The organism is Brenneria alni (assembly GCF_003666245.1).
Classification (GTDB): domain Bacteria; phylum Pseudomonadota; class Gammaproteobacteria; order Enterobacterales; family Enterobacteriaceae; genus Brenneria; species Brenneria alni.
This window is the reverse complement of sequence record NZ_MJLZ01000003.1, coordinates 67,497-86,638: the sequence shown is the minus strand read 5'-3', so window position 1 is coordinate 86,638 and position 19,142 is coordinate 67,497. Positions and strand designations below refer to the sequence as shown.

Sequence of the window (19,142 nt, the reverse complement as noted above, 5' to 3'; positions counted from 1 at the left end):
GAGCTGACAGAACTATGTTCGAACAACGCGTGAATTCTGACGTACTGACCGTTTCCACCGTAAACTCTCAGGCACAGGTAACCCAAAAACCCCTGCGCGACTCGGTTAAACAGGCACTGAAGAACTATTTTGCCCAACTGAATGGTCAGGACGTTAATGACCTGTATGAACTGGTATTGGCTGAAGTTGAACAACCCTTGTTGGACATGGTGATGCAATACACCCGCGGCAACCAAACCCGCGCCGCTCTGATGATGGGCATCAACCGCGGCACCCTGCGTAAGAAATTGAAAAAATACGGCATGAATTAATCAAAATTCATAACCGATTGTTTTTAAAAGGCGCTTGTCAGAAATGGCAGGCGTTTTTTGTTAATATTTATACAGATGTTTATACATAGAGCGCTGAACGACACCGAAAGCACAAAAACAAAAAAGGCCGCATGAGCGACCTTAATGTTTGTGCATCTGATTTATTTCCAACCCAACTAAACCCACCCCATCCCTTACGTCCCTGGTTCCCATATCCACTCATGACCACGATCTTTGCATTTGTAATAACGCTCAGAAGCATCTTTTCCATACGCATTAATTTCTCTCCCACCGGGATAAACTAAATTTACGTGTGAGGGCTCCTTTCTCCCCCGCATTTCCATACATCAAAGCCCACTAGCGATCCGAATATCTGGCACTATTACCGTCGAGATACAGGCTTTATCCATTGATAAGTTGGGAAGTTCATTAGTTGTCGGTTGTAGCGCGTCACGAAAAAAGAAAAAAAATATCATAAAAAATGGGAAAGTTAGTATTTTCCCATTTCCCATGGCGCAAAGATTTAGATGGTAATTAGTACAGCTTTCCATACAGTGTTAGAAAGAGTGAATGTTACCCTCAAATATGCATCTTTAGGACTATCAAGATTGCTGTGCGCCGTGGTGGTAAAGAGGTTCCCAGATGTGTTTTCCCCTATCACTGAAAAAGTAAGATTTCCATTATGATTGGTTGCCAGAAGTTTTGTTGTTTGTGTCCGAGTGTCCAGTTGAGATGAGAATACCTCAATAAGGATTTCGGCGGCAGAATTTTGGGGCACCACAAAATCGACATACTCCCCTGAATTTACCAAACCACTTCGTCGAATTTTTTCGGTTGTTGATACGGAATACCCGGGCTGGCCTGTTGTCGGATTTTGACTTGTATACCAATATTTTTGGATATCTCCGTCTTGTGTAACGATGCGCAAAGGTCTTGCAAACCGGTCATATTCAGAGAATGCGTAATTTTTGTCGCCTGTAGCCATCAGTGAGATATCTGCTTCTGTTGGGTTCGGATATAATGCGCTTCCCCCGACAGATAATAGCGTAGGATGAGACGCATCGGGCGCGGCCCAGCCATTTTCTTTTATGTTGTCACAGAAATCTTCGAACGCTGCCCAGAATGATGTTTGATGCCCAAGAAGGTTGGGATGCACTACCTGGCCTTCATCAAATAGTTCAGACTCGCCATATTTCGCTACACCATCAAACCAGTACCTTTCCGCATCAATCAGCACGCACCCCATCTCGGTTGCAATTTTACGAATAACATCATTTCCACGCAAGAAACGAACCGCCGCTTGAATATTGATACCATTCCAACTGAATGAAGCAACTGAGCCTGAAACCGGCGGAATCAAATCATTATCAGATACAGGCGCGGCCACCGCAGATGGCCAACTTTGCCCAACACTGGTGGGCATACTCCAGCTGTAATTTGCAATATAAGGATGGGGTGTGGTAACGAGAACAACATCTCCGCCAGCTGATTGCACAGTTCTGATAGCATTCCGCAGACGCTGCGAAAAACCATTTACTCCAAAAGTCTGCCCGGCGTTGTAGTTGGCCGTGGGAAAATCATTCATTCCGTACACAAAAACGGCCAGTTCTGGATATATTCCATCGCTAGTTGCGGTTTGCCATGCGGCATTAAACTGGTTAATGGTTGACCCATTTACTGAATAATTATCTGCCTGAATCGGATAAATAGATCCAGGATCTAGTGCTGCTCTTAAAAGCTCAGTAAATTTCATCACAGGGGCATTGGCGGAGGGGTTTGGTAACGTAGCTCCTACACCGACTGACGATCCAAATCCATAGATTCGAAATGTGTTTTGAGTATTTGGAACGCCATGACGAAACTCAGTGAGTTTTTTCATTAGCCGAGGAAACAAGCCAACTGATGCGCCTGATGCTCTCCTAGCAATGCGCCCAGATGTATTCAACCCAATAATTGATATAGCTTTGCTAATTTGATCAAATGATGTTTTGTCTGGAGAAATTCCAGCCACTTTCAGAACTTCCAACAACTCAGCCTGAATAATATTAAACCAGTCCGCACCTGGCCAACTGATACCACCTTCCATCTCACTTTCACCGAACCAGCGCGGGCTATTGCTTTGACGAGGTTTCGGCTCTGGCATTTCGGGAACGCCGCTTTGATTGTCTAAATGCCACATAATAGCGACTCCTTAAGGTTTTTCTGGCCAAGTGATATTAGGGGCGGTAGACGTGTCAACGCGGTTTAATTCGACGCGGTACGTCTCCCACAATGGTAATGCGGTTGTTTCGCTTTCTGAGGCGATTCCGTTATTAACTGCATACGTCAGAATAGATATTTGTTCCGTGGCGGCCGTTAATAGTCTGGCCTTTTGACGTTCAGCAAGATCAACGTAATAGGCGTGTTCGCTTTCTTCATTTTTTACCCATGCGCTGCCGTCCCATTCATCAAATTGCCCAGGGACTAATAGCGTATAATCGGCGGGCAGTGGCCCCAGTTCAGAAATAACCAGCGCCTCTTTTGTTTCTGTGGAATAGGCAACCTGACCGCGCAAGTCTTTCACATAAACCCATTCGTTGCCGTCCCATTGCGTGACGAACGTGGGCTTAGCATCCGGCGGTGCAACGAACGTATAGCCTTCAGGAATAGTGAAATAAGCATCTGTGACGATATTTTTATTGCCGTTGCTGTCGTAATACGCCTGGCCGGTTTTATCTTCAATTTGCGTCCATTCACCCTCGGTGAACAACAGCACATAGCCTTCATCAGTAGCGGGCGGGGGCTTTAAAATAGCCCAGCCCGGTAATGATTCCTGAATATTAGAAATAACAAATCCACGGCCACGCGAATTCCAGTATTGCGTACCGCGATTATCATCAACGTAATCCCATGACGTACCGTTAAATACTCCGGTGATATCCTCATCGCCATCGCCATCGCAGGGGATATGCGTTGAATTAGCGGGCAATCCTGTCCATGCTGGGACTTGATAAAAACTTTTACCGGTATAAACACCGCTATGGTCATAGTGATAAATCCATATCGCCCGTGGATCACCGGATAATGTAAACTCTGACATCAATATAACCTCGTAATATAATTAAAAGCCCTATTTTTCACCGTATTTTCTGTATTACCTGTCGCCAGAATAGTGGCTGTGTGTTTATGCGCCCCTAAAACGATGTTGTGAGCATGAGAGCCAGCGGAATTAGTTGAAAAGTTGTCACCCGTAGTCACTGTTCGAACCTGGGTATCATCAATAGACATACTCCAATATTGAACACCGAATGCATGGGAGTGTTCCCCGTTTTCCGTCGTGGTTTTTGTGCCTAAATCAGTATTATCAATCTCAATGCCATGCGCGTGGCTAATTACTCCATCCGCTTCATAGCTCAATACGGTACGCCCTGATCCAGGCTTCCCTTTAATTGTTAATGCCCGCATGTCTGGGATAATTAAATCAGGGTACGTCTCCGCTAATCTCGGATACGCGGTAGCGCTAAATGACTGGCCGACCATAAATGCAAATCGCTGGGGCATCATGGATGGCAAGGTATCTGACGGCCACGGCAACGGAATGCCGGGGGGGAGCATATAATCAGACGAAAAAAACCGAATAGCCTGGGCAAACTGGTCATGCTGATTTTTATCCGGGGTAATATTTGCCAACGCTAAAACATTCATCATTTCAGCTTGAATAATATTAAACCAGTCAGCGCCGGGGTAAGACGGCTGAATACCGTCACCGCCTTCGGTAAACCAACGGCGCTCGGTAAATAGTACCGGGGCCGTTTGGGGCATATCGACAACGCTGGAATCATTATCCAAGTGATACATAATTAAACCTCGTACTGAAAATCATAATCGTGACCACCCAGGCGATAGCGTCTTAAAAAACATTCCAAAATTTGAGCCTGATAACTAATTAACGGCGTCAACACATTACTGATGGTTTTAAATCGAATCATCGGCATATCTGTTACCGTGACTTGCATAATGAATCGATATTTGCGTGAATAAATGGGATACATAATATTGCGCAGGCAGTGATGCGGTAATATTTCCGTTACCTGGATGGTGAATCCCAATGCATCTTTAACTGCCTGTTCAATCTGCCAGGGCGCTAATCCACCCTTACGATGATATTTTTCAACCACAACATCACGGCGGCGTTCAAAGCCATCAGGAATGGCATTACATTCCGGCAAGCCTAAATAGTCTTCCCATTCTTCCAGCATTAATTCTGTCGTTTCCGGCCGCATCTCGTTAATCAGCAAGTCGGCATTGGCTTCAGCCGCGTGTAAACGGGCGCTAAACCCCTTTAAAAGTGACGTTAAAGCGGCCGTTTGATCGCGTGGCCAGGCTTTACCGCGCGGCATCAATTGCTGAAGGACGTCATGCCATTCGTCTACACTATGCGCCATGTGATCGCCCCCATCGTAATCAGTTCATAGTTCTCACTGTTCTGATTCGTCGTAAGGTCTAGCTCGTAGTCCGTCACGCCCGTAGCCGAGCCGATGGCGGTACGAATGGAAGACAGCAGCAATGTGTCGCCTGGCGAAACAGATCGGAACAACGCCGTCAGATTGCTTTGCGTTGCCGTTCGTGTGGCTTCCGTATCCGGCACGATACGAATTTCCATATCGACGGGCTTTAACGTCAGCGGTATCGGCCAGACCTCTATCCCACCAGGCTTGCCCACCCAGTCGCCCGTCGCCGGATTCTGATGCCGGTACAGATAGGCGAACATCGTGGCTCTGTCCGTCTCTGTTGGGATGATATCGGTGCGCTGGTCATAAACCCATGCGAGGCCAACCGTACTCAATCCGTGCCAACTATCAAACGCCCAGGCACGGCTAACGCCTGCCGTCTCCGTCGCCCAGATAACGTAATCATGCAGTGCGCCGCCTAGCGGCGGATTGCGCTTGCGATATAACAGACGGGTAAGTAGTTCGTTGATGGTTTCAATATCCGCGCCGCCGCTCACGCCCTCGGACGCCACCGAGCCTTCGCTATTTACCCCCGGCACTGGCGATATCAGTGTCAATACTTCGCCGCTGGCCAGGTTGCCGCCGGTGCCGACGTCTTCGGCCTGGACGATTACGCGTACCTGGCCGTTCGCCGGGTCGTCAGTCGCCGTAACGTAATAAACAACGCCGTCATCCGTTTGCATTTCCGTATCAAGCGGCAAAGGGTTAGTACCGGTGAATATTACTGGCCCGGATGCATACGCTGCCGCTTTACGAATAACGCCTTCATTTCGGGCGGTATCGACAATAGTGTCGTCATCTGATTTATCAGACGGAATAATTTGATTTTTAATCCACGTTTGATGGTCATATAAATCACGCAATGCGCCACTGAATGCCGTATTTAATGCGCGTTCAACACCGACGATCGGCAACTGCTGATTTAATTCAATCTCTAAGTCTTGAATGCCGGTGCGGATGAGTTGGCGAGTGGTCGGGACGTTATACGCCATTTGATATCGCCTCCCAGCGTTTATTTATTTCTACCGTCAGCGAGGATTTATCAGGTCGGGTCAGCACAATACTCAGCGCCAGCCAGTTCATGCGCGGAATTGTGGCAATAACCGTCGCGGTACGGGCGTAGCCGTAGCTGATCAAGGGTTGCATTGAAATGATGGCGTAGTTTTCCGCACGCAGCCGCACGGCTTCTGTGAGCTTTTCACGCTCAATTAGCCACAGCTTGGAACCCCAGGGAAAATCACTAAAGGAATCGCCAGGCCAGCCGCGCCGGTCATCCGTACCGTCGGGGATTTCGTCGCTGTCGGACGCGCGGGCATCGGTGAATAAGCAAATCAGCACTAAAGAAACAAGGCCCTCGTCAGACGAAAGGCCATTGTGTTCTATTTCAATATCGCCGCCAGCGGGCAGGTGCCAATTTACTCTGATGGTCATAACGGTTTCGTTGTGTTCGCACCGTCGCCATCCTTGTGAATGTGGTCGAGGAAACTTTTCCCCGCGACCTGAATATCTTCACTGAACGTTGTCGCGCCGGTGACATTAATGAGTGGACTCACAATGTCACAGGACTCCGCGCCAATCAGATTAACCTTTTTCCCCCTTATCTCTATGACGCCGTCTTGCTTGAGGGTAATGGTGTGGCCCTCACCGTGATACACGCAAACGTCGCCAGGATCTAGTCCTTTCGGGCGGCAGGTTTTATCCTCGACGGCGATGGCCACCAGGCCGGAACGTCTCCCGCCAATCGCCACCACAACCGCTTCAGAACCGGCGGGCGGCACGGACGACATCCCGTAATTTTGGAAGCGTTCGACGTTGTCATTCGTCTCGTCGGCCAGGCTCTGAACCTGTAGGTTTTGCCGCCCCAGGCTATCAGTCACAATGCGCACCACGGCGCGGTCAACCATCAGGCGCAGACGTCGGCCGATCGCGCTGATAGAGCGGGAGAAATTGCCTTCTTTCAGTCCCATGTTACCCCCACGCTTGCTTTTTTCCCTTTCTTCTTGGCCTTTTGCGATGGCATATCCATCGACTCAGGTGGAACCAGCGTTAGCACGGTCAGACGGCCGCTATCGCTTTCCATAAACGAGACGGTTTTAATCAGCCAGGTCACGTCCATTTGTTGAATAACGTCTTTGACTGGGATTAATCGGTTTGGCTGCCACAACGCGCCGGTTGCGCCGTTCTCCCGCCAGCCCGCCACGGTGATTTCGGTAGTATTGGCTTCACCCAACATCCGGGTTTTGTACCACTCGCCACGGGAGCTGGCACCGCCGACAGTGAGGTTATCTTCATTCACTAGGATTTTGGGACGATAGCGGGTTATCTCTGAGTCGGTGACAATGACCTGGCGGCCGCCGACCACTTTGACGGGCTGATCGTCCCATGTTGCGCCACCGGCAGCAGCGGATCCTTTGACGATGTATTGGCTGGCCCGTTCACGCCAGCTAAAGCGACCACGCGCCGCCAGGATGTTATCACCCAGTACCAGGGAAACACCGGCGCGAGTTGTTGATGCGCGGGTGATAACCAGCCGACCCCAGGCATCGGACGTCATCAATACGCCGCGTTGCTTTGCCAGACGATCAAGTAGTTCGAACCCGGTTTCTCCTTGTTCCAACGTGATGCTGCTGAAGGCTTCGCCGGTATCGGTTTCGTTGATAACGGCGATACCGTAGGGTTTGCAGATGGTCGACGCCAGTTGTTCCAGCGTCTGACCGCGCCACTGGCCTGATTTATCGACCACCGAGCTATCGACCAGATCACCCGTTTTGTCTCGTCCCAGCACGCGCAATGAAACATTCTCGGCGTCATAGCTGGGGATAAAGTCGTCGATGTATCCGGTCATCACGCGATCACTACCGATAGATACATAACACACCATCCCCGGCTTGATGGAGCGCGGCGCGGCGGCAGACCAGCGGGCAGTGATAGTAAGGTCGAACTCACCGGCGATGCTTTCAAGCGAGCGGTTAATCGTCATTTCCGTCCAGCCGCCCCAGATTTTACCGTCAACGTTCAGGGTTAATTCTTCACTCACTATCAACTACCTCAATCACCTGTGATGGCAGGATAAACGACGGATGGCGCATACGGTTACGCGTCACAAGGGCATCGCTCCGCTCGGCATCGCCCGTTTCACGCCAGGCCAACAGCATTACTGGCGTCGTCTGCGTCGTCGATATGCGCCTTAGCTCAGGGAGCTGGACGCTACGAATGCGCACGTCGTTAACCACAGCAAAACGCAAATCGCGCAGGCTACGCCACAGCTCACGCTGGCCGGATTCCACCGCATCTATCGCTTGCTCACCCAGCCGTTCCGCCAGTACATCACCGGTTCTTTCTGCGTCCTGGCTGGTTGCAAATGTCATGCTGGCCACGGTTTCAGCTTGGGCGACAAGGGAAGACACAATCACCAAGCGTTGAAACTCATCGATATTCGTTTGCATGGCATCGGAAATTTCAATTGTCGATGACCGGGTAACGCTGCTGGCAAATCCGGTTTCAACGTTGACCACGATGTTATCCGCCAGGGATTTGGTCGCCGCCTGGGCGGCGCGGTCACCGTCCCATTTATCGCGTAACTGGTCATAAACGCTCAGCGCCCAGGGCGGTTCTGTGACCAGGTCTTTTATGTCGCTGATAAGGCCGGTGACGTCGCGGATCAACTCGCCGGGCGCGGCGGCGATAATGCCCGCCTGGTCTTTAAATCGGTTTAGCCTGTCCATCCACTCATTTACCGCATCAGGGATGGAAGGCAGATTAGTAACAAAGCCGTCCAGGTCATCCAGTAGCGTATCCACCATGTTGCCGACGCCATCTAGCGCGGCAAAGTAATCGCCATTGGCCAAGGCTTCTTTGACGCTGTCGGCCGCACTCAGCGCGGTGGCCGTGGTGTCTTCGGTCTGCGTGGGGAAAAGCTGTTCACCCGCTTCGAATACTTCAAACGACACATAAGCAATGCCGCCTTGTTCTGTACTGAGTTTGTGCGTGACCTTGCCGATTTGCACTTGCTGCGCCCCAAACCAAGGATGCACCAGCTCACCCGGCCCGGCCGTATTCAATGCGGCCAACAGGCGGTAAAGCTGGGTTTGATAGTCATTGCCAAGCAAGATGGCGTTAATCTGCTGCTGGGTCAGTACCGCGCCATGGTCTTCCGTCCAGCCGACTTCTTTTTTTGGGTAAGCGTGGGGAATGGCGCGGCGGCCGCCAGTGCCTTCGACGTCAACAAAGTAAAAGGGGACGTTCCGAAATGACGCATCGCGCAGGTCTTCCCATTTAGTCGTGGCCATTAGTCTTGCTCCACGTTACTGATGCCGGTTTGCGCACTCATGGTTACGCCTGGCGTATTGATTTTTACCTTGCTGACCTGTACCCGGTCATCTTTAACCGTGACCTCGATTTCTCCCTGTAGCTGTTGAAGCTGCTGAGGAATGTAGGGGTAGGTTCCCATCATGTTGGGGTGCAATGCATCCCATTGCGGGGATGACGGCGGCGCGGGCGGTGCGGTCAGCCATTTCTTAATGTCATCCCACATTGTTTTGCGGTTGCTGTTATCCTGCGCCCGCTGGATGAGTGCGGCACGTTCTTCATCATTCTTTGGGAACGGCACCAGGGATGTGATTTCCGATGCGGTATTGATGGCCATGCCGAGTACGCCGCCCTTGTCGTACTTGCTTTTGTTACTACCTGGTAAGTCTGGGACGGGCCCGCCATTCCCCATGCCGCCCGCGCCCATATTGGTGACATAGACAGGCATAACACCGGATCCAAATACGTCGGCCACTCCGGCTGGAATGCCTTTTTTCCCCGGCCGTAAGAAGTCATATGCGCCTTTACCGATTTGGAATGCCTTACGTGCAACCAGCAACCCGCCCGTTGCCAAGGCCACGTTCTTGCCGATCTCCAGCCAGTTCTGTACTGTTTCCTGGTCTACTGAATTAAGCGCGTCGGCCAGTTCTTGCACGGGCTTTGCCAGATTACTATCTGTGAATTTTCCCCATGTGCCATTCAAACTGGTCATTGCTGATGTAAAGTCCTGCGCAACATAAGCGGCATCTGACATGATGCCCGAACCATCCGCGACAACAGCGTTATACCTGGCAAAATTCTCAGCACCTTTCCCCGTCGAAACACCGGAAATGATTAACCGGGAATAATCAGTAAAACCCGCTTTTGAAAGCCTTTCATCTTGGCGTTTCGAACCATCACTACCTGAGCGTTGTGCAATATCTTTTACGATGTCGTTGATGGGTAACAAATTTCCTGATTTATCGCGTAATTTTACCCCGCTTGCCGTCAGAATCTTGGCTATTTTCGGATTGCGAATGTCAGTAAGCAGGTTAAATGCCGCTGTAGTAGCAAGATCCTTATCTCCGACTGCATCCATTGCGGCTTCAAACACTACTCCCATTTCTTTAAGTGCAACCGCACCTTCCCTACCTGTTGCCGCATATGCAGAAAACACCTTGGTTCCTTTTTCAGCAAAATCCTTCAGTTCAAACCCACCTTCTTTACCCAATTGATTCAAAAAATCCATTGCCTGAAGGTTTTCTTGATCGGTTTTCGTCTTGAACTTCTCAAACGTTGCAAACAGTCCACCTATAGACTCACCATCTGAACCAGATGCAGAAATAGAAGCAGCCATCATGTCCTGATTTTTGACACCAAAATCTAGCGAACCGGTAATTTTATTAGCGTTAGCAAGAGCTTTAACAACCTCCGAGTCATCTACACGGAATTTGATAGCAGAATCCTGAGCATCAGAATATATCTGTCGCATCTCTTTACGTGTCTTTCCTGCGGCGACTCCCAGCTCAGTTAGTGTCCTGTCAGTTTTGGAAAACTCACGCAACATAGCACCGCCCGCGAATCCTGCAATCAGACCGGTATAGCGGTTTCCTAACATGTCCAACCCGCGCCCAGCCGCCGCGCTGGTCGCCTTAACAACGGACATTGCCCGCTCATTGCGGCGGGCGAACTCAGACATATTGGCACCGTACTGGCGGGCTTTGGCGGTAAGGTTTCCCGCCAGGTTGATGATGATTTCAGTGTCGAGGCGCTTGGCCATACGGCTTCCTCAGTTGTTCGGTGATGCGGAACAGTTGCCGCAACGGCAACTGTTCCAGGTATGACACACTAAAACGTGATGAGAGATTGACGAGAAGATTAGTCAGCGCCGCCGCCATCGGCATCAGCTCGCCCCCGGTTGCTTACCCCCGTCAGCAAATCATCCATGTCGCTGGCGCGTTCCGTCAGCAGATCGAGGTCTTTGGGGTGAAGCTGGTAAAGCTGCTTGAGACTGAGCGGGCCGGGGATATCCCCGACAGATGCAATCTGCCGGCGCAACATTTCCAGCCCCATCATGACTTCAGAGCAATAGGCATGCGCTTTGCCGTTCTCTCCGATAACCACGCGCTCACTGGCAAGCTGGGAGTCAATCACATCCTTGGTGTCCAGTTCGCGCAGTTCAACAACCATATGCCTGGCTTCATCTGCCGTGCCTTTGCCCGTGACCAGGCCATGAATCAGCGTTACCGTCATCTTTGCCATGCTTACACCTTCACGCACTTGGCGCCGATGAATGTGACTGAGATTTGCCCGTCAGACTCGGACAACTCGCTGGGGTTTTCCGCCGCCGCGCCGGTCATCATATAGCTCAGCCCATTGTCGCCTTCGAACATCACCGTGACTTCTTCCCAACCGCTGATCTCGATAACGTCCATATCTTCAGCGGCCGCGATAGTAAGCTGCACAGACGGATTAACCCGCTTACGGGACATGCCCCACGTTTTACCCGCGCCGTTGTGCGCCGTGCGGGCATAGCCGCCAGGGTTCAGCGTGGACGTCCCTTTAGTTTTGATTTCACGGCCATTCACGCGAATGGCTGCTTCGCCTAAAATCATGCTGCCCCCTTAGAGCTTGTACTGAATCAGACCAGCCAGGACACGCAACTGGTTAATAATGTTCGGGTGAATGATGAAGTTCAGCCGGTTGCGGTCTGCGGTATCACGCACTACGGACAACGTCTCTTTGTAGTCGTCAAAATCCTCGACTAACCCGGCAGGCTCCAGCTCCGTAAGAAAGATATCAATCAGTTCCTGCGTACACAGCTTGGGCGTCATGACCGGCTGGCCGGGTTCCAAAACGTCGAGCACATCATCATCCGCCAGCTTGTGACGGGGATAGCGGTTAGTGAACCGGTTCTTAATGACGTAACGAATATGGCCCAGTGTTGCCGGGGACGTGATATCCAGATAAGACGTATCGGCATCGCCAAAGCTGTTCACGCGGTACGTCGTGATTTCACGCTCAATGCACACATTGCCGGACGCATCGACGTAGTGCGTTGCCACCCCGTCAAACAGCAGCAGGTTGCGCTCTGTCATATCCCAGCGGACTTCTTTAGCCGGGGCCAGGATGCCAGGCAATGCCAATGTTTGAAGCGGCCGCGCCGGGTCAATCGCCAGGTAATACGCGGCGATCCCCGCGTAAGCAGCGGCCCACAGATAAGCCGGTTGCGGAGCCTGATTGGTTCCCATTGCGGTAATCAGAAAATTATTGCGGTTGCCGCCCCAGGTGCCGGTGGCGGCATGGGTGCCGCGAACGGCGGTATAGGCGATGGCTTCAATCATGCGCATCGGCCCCCAGCGGTTCAGCAATTCATCGCGCAGGGTGTTCAGGCTGGCCACATCGTTAAACGGGCAAACGATATGGTTAAACCATTCATCGCCCAGCGCCGCCACCACCGATGACATATCCGGGGTGCCGGTGCCGCCAGTGAACGCCGTCGGCGTTACGCTCAGCCCGGCCGGGGTCTGCTCGCCCACGTAGTAATTGACGCGCACGTCCAGGTCGTTGGTCGTCTGGCCTTTCCAGTTAGCCGTGAGCACCACCGTACCGGCCGCATCAGCTTTCACGGCGGCCGTAACCGGCAATGTAACCACGGCATTGACAGCCGACACAATTGACGCAGCCACCGTTTCGGCGGTATCCGCCGCGCTGACGCCAACTTGCACCGTTACGCCACATACCAACAGCGCCAGCGTACCAGCGGCGGTAGCCGGGCCAGTCACCACAATTTCAGCGCTGGCCGCGTTACCGGCCGCAAGGTCTTCAATACCCAGCGCCCAGGTTTCGGTATAGCTATTGCCTTTGCGCAATGTCTTCAGCATTTCCGCCAGCATGGAGCCGCGCCCATACAAATTATCGGCCGTGCTGTCGCTGGTAATGCGGTTTTGCGTCAACGGCGCGGCGCTACCGGACGCCAGTTGTTGGCCGATCACCAGAATCTTGTGTTGCTGTGCCGGGGCGCTGTCGAGCGCCATGGAATTATCGATTTCGATATAGACCAGCGGCACCCGGATATCATTCGGAATAGAGCCTAACGCCATGGTTATTTCTCCGCTTTAGTTGATTTGGTGGCCGTGACGGTAACGACGTCAGTGACTTCAAGGTCGCCTTCAGCGATACGACGCAACCAGTAGGATGACAGCGGTAAATCTTCGCCGTCGTCTTTTAAGTAGGTGCCGTCCGGCTTGCGTACCTTGACGCCGACGCCGCCCTTGGGCTTAAGGTGTTTGGTCTTCATTGTTTTCCTGTCCTCTTACGGGGATCACGGCTTCAATTACAGGGACGCCGCCGCGTGGCGTGGCTGTCATCCCCAGTCTGAGGAAATCAGGCAATTCGCTGATATCCGTTTCTTCATCGAGTTTGAATTCCTGGCTCCACATCACCGCCCACATCGTCAGCCCCAGGTTATCCAGGGAACCGCTGTAGATGTTGTCCGCTGATAACGTGTCGGCCTTGCGCTCCGCGCCCATCTCTTTGGCTGCCAGCGGGTTGGCAATACGTTTAGCCAACCGCGCCACCATCACTTCAGCGCGTAGATCTCGGCCATAGCCCCAATAGTCGGTTGCCATGACATAGGCGCACCAGGTAACCGTCCCAACCACGCCACCCGCTTGATGCTGGATGTCGCGGACGCGCAGGGCTGCGATGCGGATACAGCCATTTTTATCGGACAGATGACGCTTAACCTCGTCTGGGGTGTTGAACTGACCGATATGGCGCTCAACCAACGGCACCTGGTCGGGCGCTGTCCCTTGCAAAACCGGTTGCAGCCAGGTAACAATCCGTTCAGCGGCGGATATCGTGCTGCCAAGTGTTACCAGGCTAGGGCGTTCACTCACGGCAATACCTCTTTCCAAAAGTCGCGAACGGCGTGCAACAACTCTTCGCTATTGCTGTTTGACAGGCCCAGCCATTCTCGCTGGGGGATGTTCATCATGCGGCTATGCGCTTTCACGCTTTGCCATACCGGGTGTTTGAGTACCCGACCGAACGCTTGCTTAATCAGGCGCTGATGCGCACCAATCGCCACGCTGCCACTGTACCCGTCCTGATGAACGCCCGCGTATCTCAACGGGGAGCCGACGCGCACCTGGTTGCGGTCAACTATGGAGATCACGCTATCCAGCAAATCACCATTGCCTTGCAACAGGCTCTGATTGCCGTGGCGGGTCTTGGCATAGCCTTCCGACCAGTCTTGCCAGGCTGTACCGCCGGGCGATTCTTTCTCATCGGTAATGCGGCGGCGGGTCTGTGACTCAGCAATGGCCCCGATGCTTTCCAGCAGTTCGGCGCGGAGGCTGCTATCGGCCAACTTCTCCATTGCCTGGCGGATCTGCGCGAGCTTCTCAGCGCCCATCACTTCGACCTGTATCCCCATTACAGAACGCCTTTGAGGTTGTTACGGGTGAATAAACGCGGGTTTTCGCCGGTCATGAACACCTTGCCGCTTTCCCCCTCGGTAGGTTGTTCCAGCGTCGGCAGGCCGATATCGCGCTGACCGCTGGCGATTTCCTTCAACGTCTTGATGGCATCTTCATAGCGCTTGCGCACCAGCTCGGTGGCCACGTTGTCGCGGTCAGCCAGCCAGTAGAACGCGATGGATACCGCCACCCGGTTCAGAATGCGGGGAACCGTGGTTTCAAGCGGCAGTTTGTACCGGCGCGACAGCAACGAATTGATTTCCTCGTCGGTGTCTTCCAGCGCCTGAGCAATCGCGGCTTCATCCAGTTCATTGGTTTCCCTGTTGATCGCCACGTTCCAGACATAAGAACCGTCGGCGACCAATAAATCCTCACGGGTGGCGTAACTCATCATTCCCCCTGGATTTCATCCGTGACGGTCTGGATCACGGTCACACGCAGTTGCGGTTCAGCTTTCAGCCGTTCGGCAGTAGCCGCGCTAATAAAAGGCTGAATCGGCGTACCGTCATCAGCCTCACTTTCGGCGTTGTCGCCGTCCGGGTCATCACTGACGAACACATGCACGCCATCGAACGGCCAGAAGCGCCCGCAACGATAGAAGCCGTTCTTTGATACGGCTTGTACCAGCAGCGCTTCTACATCGGAGCCGGGGCCGATGGACTCCTCACCCGGCACCACGTCGAACCCTGACTGAATGACCGTTGATTCATGTCCGTCACCGTTGCTTTCAGTAAGCGATGCCACTTCCGGCGCTGTAACCTGGACAGTGCTATCCGTAGCCTTTTGCTGGCTCGCTGCCTTGTTTTTCGCTCCACTCATTTTCCATCCTCTTTAAAGGGGCGTTACAGCGGGTTTAATCCCGCTGTAAACCGGGTTAACAGGTTATGCCGGGGTGACGATGAACGGGCTGTTTACGATTTCCACGTCTTTGTAATAGATGTTGGAATCCCCGCCATCGACCAGTTGCGCATCAATAACCCGTTTCGCAGCCGCACGGTTTTTACGGCCTACAACCAGCGTGGTCGGTTTGATCCCCAATGGGCTGCCATCGGTACGTTGCATACCCTCCAGAATTTCCACGGCCTTTTCGTAGTTCGCCACCGTCAGTGGCGCACGGGAGCCGACAGCGGTCTGCCAGAAACCAAATCCAACGTTACAGCGACCATCAACGCCGTACAGGAATTCGTTATTCAGGAACGTATGTTCGTTACCGAAATCATCCAACGAAACGAATTTAAACGGGCGGCGATTTTGGTACAGGATAGGTTTCAACACCTGCGTTTCATCAATCAGGAACCACGGCTCGCCGGTATCCGTAGCAATATCACCCACGATATTGCTGTAAGTCCCGCCCGCCATGGGGTGGTCAGTGTCAAAGAAATACTGGCCATCAAAACACTCTGTATTGAAACCGGCGACCAGCAACGGGAATGACAACGTATCCGGGAACTCACCAACCTGTCGGCCGAATGCCTGGGCAATTACGCTCCATTGCCCAATCTGATCATCTTCAATGTTTTCCCGCTTGACGCGGATGGAGCTTTCCCAGGTCTTGTTGGAAATGGTGTAACCCTGCTGGCTCAACACGGCAAGCTGACGTTCAGCAACCCACTCCTTGATCCCCGGCAAATCGGACAGCCAGCCATAGGTGTTTGATGCCGAACTGCTCGGTACTTCGGTAGCAATACGCAGGTATTGCGGCTTGACGCCTGCCAGCCCGGCGGTAAATGCCGCGCTCAGAGAAGTCGTGAGCGCGTGTAAAACTTCTGCGGATGGGGTCGCCATTATTGCTGTTCCTCTTGTTTAGCTTTTGCAGCCAGGAAGTTTTCTTTGCTGATGCCCATGGCGCGGCAGGTCGCCAGCTCCACGTCGGTCAGTTCCTGATTGGTTTTTCCCGGCTTCGGTTTTTTGGCCTGGTCGCCACTGGCAATCACCGGCGCAACTTTGACGAACTCGGTAAACTGCTTGCGGCCTTCTTCGCTGCGGCACGTCGCCAGATACATTTCTTTGTTGGCCGGGGCCACTTTCCCTTCCTTGATTGCCAAATCCACCAGGGCTTCGGCTTCCTTATCAGCCTGTGCTTTCAGCTTGCCTTCGGCTTCCGTTGCCCGGTTCAACGCAAGTTGATGCGTCTCTACGGGAATGAACTTTGTCAAATCAGGATTTTCGGCACGGTTCAGCGCCACCTGTTCACTGTTTTTGATTTGCTGGATGGCCTTCACAGCGTCATCAACTGACGCGGTGGCAGACAGTCCAAGCACTGTCACAAGCTGGACAGGGATGGTCATATCGGGGTTCTCCGAGTTAAGGGCTGGTAAATCCAGGTTGGGTTTGTTGGTTAGTCCGACGCTGGACAGGCGAGTCACCTGGCCGTCGGCGGTAAAGAAAAAGGCGGGGCTGTAATACCGGTAATTCTTGCCACGAATAAGGTCTGCGCCATCGTTATTCCATTCGATGCGAGCATCAATAGAACCGTCATCACGCAAGCGCAGTGTGTCAATCCAGCCAACTGCCGGGGCTTTATCACCCTTTGGGCCTTTCAGTTCAGTGGAGTGCTCGGTATCTATCGGTAATTTCGGATAGATGAAAGACGCATCGATCACATTAGCGGGGTTGCTGTTCACCCACGAACGGCCATCACGGCCGGTGAATTGACCAGCGGGAATGACGGGGAGCCATTCCGGGAGTTTGTCGTCATCCAACGTTGGCAATTCAAAGCACAAGGCCAACAGTTCAAGCTGGGGATTCATTGGGTCGTCCGTAATCAGGAATACTGACGGACAGTGTGCGGGAGGCAAAGAAAAAGCCGGATTAACCGGCTTCACTCTAACTTAGATGGGGAACCACGTTTAAACCATGTTTAAAAACGCACAGAAACGTTTAACAAAATTTCCATGCGTCATCGTATCACAGACGGCGACAACGTCACCACGGCGGTTTTATGAAGACTAAAAGATAAGGTTATTGGTCTGCCTGTTGTTTGGCATTGAGCTGGCGCTCAAGCGCGGCCTGGCGATTGATGCCGGGATTATAGTTCCAGCCCGGATCAATGCCTTCGGGAATTAGCTCTTCCTCACCCGTGCGCTTGTTCAGCCACTTCACATTTTTGACCGGCGGTGCCTCGGTCTTCAGCGGTACTTTAGTCCGCGTGACCTGGCCTGTCGGCTGGCCGTCTTCATACACAGGTTCCGTGGCCGTGACGCCGTTCTTCACCATTTCGTCATACTCGTACTTACTGACCTGGCGCAGGCTGCATTTACATCCCCAACCGTTCGGGCAAGAATGCGTTAGCCAGAACGGATGTTCGACAGGTAAACAGGTATTTGCCCATTTCAGATGATCAACACGATGCTCGCGCGACGGCCCCAACGTATACAACAGATACGGCATGGCGCGTTTGGTTCGCTCAATGCGTTGCCACTGGCCAGCGGCGCGGGCGGTTCGCATATTGGTGTCGTAGATGGCACGCAGCCGTTGGTCGTTGCCAACCTGTACAGTTTTGTTTTCACCTGTCAACGGGTCAACCATCTCGACCACACCCCACCAACCGCGCTTCACAAGGCGCGGCTCTAATGCTTTCTGGAACTCTCTGAAGGTCTGTCCCTCTTCGAGTGCCTGGGTCAGCAGTTCCTTCACGTCGTTAAGCAAATCAAGGTTAGTCATCTTTGCGACGGTGAAAGCGGCGCTATGCTCTTCGAGCCAGACGTCACGATAGTCAAAGCCTGGCTTCAGCTTTTTGGCTTTGAACCAGGCAAGGGATTCTTTGGGGATGATGTCGGGAATTTTATCAGACATGCTTCCTACCGTAATAATAGCCATGGACTTGAGCAAAATACGTATGATGTTTCACCGGCCAGTATTCAGGCCGATGGAAATCAAGCCGCTCACGGCGTACATATTTAGTTCGCATCGGCGGTATCCTTTATCGTCTCGCTAATCCAACTCAGCCCATCGACTTTTTTGAACTGCCGGATAAGGCTGGCAGAACTGGAAAAGTATGGAACCCGGTAAGACATAGATTCATGCAGTGATGGGAAGTTTTTCTTAGCGCTCCGTTTACCGAATCGCTTTTCAATCTCTGCAACACGCTTTGGTGAATAATAGCGTTTCTTCTTCTCGCACCAGAAAAGTTTGGTCATAGGGTTGTAACTATCGCTTTTTTCTAAACCCCAGCCGACGCGAATTATGCCGTCAAAATAAATGGATAAGACTGTACGGCTTTCACCGGAACGCTCTCGCGCAACAGAAATTACCGTATCCTGATATTTGAATTCAACGTGACAGAAATAGCCCTGAAGCGCGTCGGCAATCTCTGCCCATTGGTCTTTGGTGATGGAACTAATCATCGGTGGTTTCCCTCACTGATAGAACGACGCTAGGAGCCATTGCAGGGATTTTCGGCCCCCTTGCCGGTGTAAATGGCATCAGCTTTTCCAGCGCTTCCAGGTGCGCCTTTGCTAACTGATGAATCATATGATTCTCAGGCCACAGAACCATTAAGCGCCGCAAATGATTAGGGTCATTTGCTAACGTGGCCATACGCTCTTTAGTCGAATTCAACATGATTATTC

At 52.3% G+C, this 19,142-nt stretch carries 24 protein-coding genes; 1 reads left to right on the top strand and 23 read right to left on the bottom strand.

Going from position 1 to position 19,142, the window contains the following annotated elements; all coding sequences use genetic code 11:
• The first annotated feature begins 14 nt into the window (after positions 1-14).
• A complete protein-coding gene (gene fis / locus BIY29_RS02560; RefSeq protein ID WP_012883002.1) occupies positions 15-311 on the top strand; it encodes a DNA-binding transcriptional regulator Fis in 297 nt (98 codons plus the stop codon).
• Between the two features lie 523 nt (positions 312-834).
• On the opposite strand, the gene BIY29_RS02555 is transcribed toward fis, so the two are convergent.
• The 23 genes from BIY29_RS02555 to BIY29_RS02445 all read right to left on the bottom strand — a co-directional run bounded on the left by BIY29_RS02555 (position 835) and on the right by BIY29_RS02445 (position 19,134).
• Positions 835-2,490 carry an SGNH/GDSL hydrolase family protein gene (locus tag BIY29_RS02555; protein WP_121573477.1) on the bottom strand — a complete coding sequence of 552 codons (1,656 nt, stop codon included), beginning with the start codon at positions 2,488-2,490 and terminating at the stop codon, positions 835-837.
• 12 nt (positions 2,491-2,502) lie between these two features.
• Positions 2,503-3,390, bottom strand: coding sequence for a tail fiber assembly protein (locus BIY29_RS02550; protein ID WP_121573475.1), 888 nt, complete (start codon positions 3,388-3,390; stop codon positions 2,503-2,505).
• A complete protein-coding gene (locus tag BIY29_RS02545; RefSeq protein ID WP_121573473.1) occupies positions 3,390-4,148 on the bottom strand; it encodes a tail fiber protein in 759 nt (252 codons plus the stop codon). Before BIY29_RS02545 ends, BIY29_RS02550 begins: the two co-directional genes overlap by 1 nt.
• A gap of 2 nt (positions 4,149-4,150) precedes the next feature.
• A complete protein-coding gene (locus BIY29_RS02540) occupies positions 4,151-4,735 on the bottom strand; it encodes a YmfQ family protein (protein WP_121573471.1) in 585 nt (194 codons plus the stop codon).
• Positions 4,720-5,793, bottom strand: coding sequence for a baseplate J/gp47 family protein (locus BIY29_RS02535; protein WP_121573469.1), 1,074 nt, complete (start codon positions 5,791-5,793; stop codon positions 4,720-4,722). Before BIY29_RS02535 ends, BIY29_RS02540 begins: the two co-directional genes overlap by 16 nt.
• Complete coding sequence (locus tag BIY29_RS02530) at positions 5,783-6,232, bottom strand: phage GP46 family protein (RefSeq protein ID WP_121573467.1); 450 nt, start codon at positions 6,230-6,232, stop codon at positions 5,783-5,785. Before BIY29_RS02530 ends, BIY29_RS02535 begins: the two co-directional genes overlap by 11 nt.
• Positions 6,229-6,768: a phage baseplate assembly protein V gene (locus BIY29_RS02525; protein ID WP_121573465.1), complete on the bottom strand. Its 540-nt coding sequence runs from the start codon at positions 6,766-6,768 to the stop codon at positions 6,229-6,231. Before BIY29_RS02525 ends, BIY29_RS02530 begins: the two co-directional genes overlap by 4 nt.
• A complete protein-coding gene (locus tag BIY29_RS02520) occupies positions 6,759-7,838 on the bottom strand; it encodes a phage baseplate assembly protein (protein ID WP_121573463.1) in 1,080 nt (359 codons plus the stop codon). The genes BIY29_RS02525 and BIY29_RS02520 overlap by 10 nt, the downstream gene beginning before the upstream one ends.
• Positions 7,831-9,090, bottom strand: coding sequence for a DNA circularization protein (locus BIY29_RS02515; RefSeq protein WP_121573461.1), 1,260 nt, complete (start codon positions 9,088-9,090; stop codon positions 7,831-7,833). The genes BIY29_RS02520 and BIY29_RS02515 overlap by 8 nt, the downstream gene beginning before the upstream one ends.
• A complete protein-coding gene (locus tag BIY29_RS02510) occupies positions 9,090-10,868 on the bottom strand; it encodes a phage tail tape measure protein (RefSeq protein WP_121573459.1) in 1,779 nt (592 codons plus the stop codon). The genes BIY29_RS02515 and BIY29_RS02510 overlap by 1 nt, the downstream gene beginning before the upstream one ends.
• 98 nt (positions 10,869-10,966) lie before the next feature.
• The gene (locus tag BIY29_RS02505) at positions 10,967-11,350 is read right to left on the bottom strand and encodes a phage tail assembly protein (protein ID WP_121573457.1); all 384 of its coding nucleotides are present in this window, start codon (positions 11,348-11,350) and stop codon (positions 10,967-10,969) included.
• Between the two features lie 2 nt (positions 11,351-11,352).
• A complete protein-coding gene (locus tag BIY29_RS02500; protein ID WP_095835522.1) occupies positions 11,353-11,703 on the bottom strand; it encodes a phage tail tube protein in 351 nt (116 codons plus the stop codon).
• Positions 11,704-11,712: 9 nt separating this feature from the next.
• On the bottom strand, positions 11,713-13,191 hold the full coding sequence (locus BIY29_RS02495; RefSeq protein ID WP_121573455.1) for a phage tail sheath subtilisin-like domain-containing protein: 1,479 nt from the start codon (positions 13,189-13,191) through the stop codon (positions 11,713-11,715).
• A gap of 2 nt (positions 13,192-13,193) precedes the next feature.
• Positions 13,194-13,388, bottom strand: coding sequence for a DUF2635 domain-containing protein (locus tag BIY29_RS02490; RefSeq protein ID WP_121573453.1), 195 nt, complete (start codon positions 13,386-13,388; stop codon positions 13,194-13,196).
• Entirely contained in the window at positions 13,369-13,989 is a 621-nt protein-coding gene (locus BIY29_RS02485) for a hypothetical protein (RefSeq protein WP_121573451.1), read from the bottom strand. Before BIY29_RS02485 ends, BIY29_RS02490 begins: the two co-directional genes overlap by 20 nt.
• On the bottom strand, positions 13,986-14,528 hold the full coding sequence (locus BIY29_RS02480; protein ID WP_121573449.1) for a phage virion morphogenesis protein: 543 nt from the start codon (positions 14,526-14,528) through the stop codon (positions 13,986-13,988). The genes BIY29_RS02485 and BIY29_RS02480 overlap by 4 nt, the downstream gene beginning before the upstream one ends.
• Positions 14,528-14,965: a gp436 family protein gene (locus tag BIY29_RS02475; RefSeq protein WP_095835527.1), complete on the bottom strand. Its 438-nt coding sequence runs from the start codon at positions 14,963-14,965 to the stop codon at positions 14,528-14,530. The genes BIY29_RS02480 and BIY29_RS02475 overlap by 1 nt, the downstream gene beginning before the upstream one ends.
• Positions 14,962-15,390, bottom strand: a complete 429-nt coding sequence (locus BIY29_RS02470; protein WP_121573447.1) for a hypothetical protein — start codon at positions 15,388-15,390, stop codon at positions 14,962-14,964. Before BIY29_RS02470 ends, BIY29_RS02475 begins: the two co-directional genes overlap by 4 nt.
• Positions 15,391-15,453: 63 nt before the next feature.
• Positions 15,454-16,356: a Mu-like prophage major head subunit gpT family protein gene (locus BIY29_RS02465; RefSeq protein WP_121573445.1), complete on the bottom strand. Its 903-nt coding sequence runs from the start codon at positions 16,354-16,356 to the stop codon at positions 15,454-15,456.
• Positions 16,356-17,321, bottom strand: coding sequence for a phage protease (locus BIY29_RS02460; protein ID WP_121573443.1), 966 nt, complete (start codon positions 17,319-17,321; stop codon positions 16,356-16,358). The genes BIY29_RS02465 and BIY29_RS02460 overlap by 1 nt, the downstream gene beginning before the upstream one ends.
• 211 nt (positions 17,322-17,532) lie before the next feature.
• Entirely contained in the window at positions 17,533-18,366 is an 834-nt protein-coding gene (locus BIY29_RS02455; RefSeq protein ID WP_121573441.1) for a phage head morphogenesis protein, read from the bottom strand.
• Between the two features lie 104 nt (positions 18,367-18,470).
• Positions 18,471-18,917, bottom strand: coding sequence for a hypothetical protein (locus BIY29_RS02450; protein ID WP_121573439.1), 447 nt, complete (start codon positions 18,915-18,917; stop codon positions 18,471-18,473).
• Complete coding sequence (locus BIY29_RS02445; protein ID WP_121573438.1) at positions 18,910-19,134, bottom strand: hypothetical protein; 225 nt, start codon at positions 19,132-19,134, stop codon at positions 18,910-18,912. Before BIY29_RS02445 ends, BIY29_RS02450 begins: the two co-directional genes overlap by 8 nt.
• Positions 19,135-19,142: the final 8 nt, after the last annotated feature.